Source organism: Mycobacterium sp. 1245805.9 (genome assembly GCF_001672915.1).
Taxonomy (GTDB): Bacteria; Actinomycetota; Actinomycetes; order Mycobacteriales; family Mycobacteriaceae; genus Mycobacterium.
In genome coordinates, this window is the sequence record NZ_LZKR01000193.1 from 1 (window position 1) to 564 (window position 564).

Annotated in this window: 1 pseudogene; it reads left to right on the top strand. The window is 73.6% G+C overall.

What is annotated here, in order from left to right:
- A pseudogene (locus A9X00_RS25055) lies at positions 1-398 on the top strand (AAA family ATPase); the annotation flags it as partial.
- Positions 399-564: the final 166 nt, after the last annotated feature.

Here is a 564-nt window from a genome sequence, read left to right on the forward strand (position 1 = left end):
CCGAGCGCGCCGTTCCGTTCGGGGCGTTCAGCCACCTGGTCGCCATCTCCGACCTCGGCAAGCCAGCCGCGCTGTTGCGGGCCGCCCGGGCCTCATTGGGTGACGACGAGCTGCTGCTCGTCGTCGACGACGCCCACGAGCTGGACGTCCTGTCGGCCACGCTGGTCTACCAGCTGGCGCTGGCCGGCACGGCCCGGATGGTCGTCACCGCCCGCGCCGAGGCGGCTCCAAAGGCCATCGCGGCGCTGTGGACCGATGGCCTACTGCCGCGGATCGACGTCGAGGCGCCCGGCGGCGCGACCACAGCCGCCCAGGTCGACGCGTACATCGCCGAGTTGCCCGCCCCGGCGCGGGCGGTGACGACCATCCGGGCCGTGCCGGCCAGCGCCAGCTGGTAGACCAGCGTGGCCGACAGGACGTCCAGCTCGTGGGCGTCGTCGACGACGAGCAGCAGCTCGTCGTCACCCAATGAGGCCCGGGCGGCCCGCAACAGCGCGGCTGGCTTGCCGAGGTCGGAGATGGCGACCAGGTGGCTGAACGCCCCGAACGGAACGGCGCGCTCGG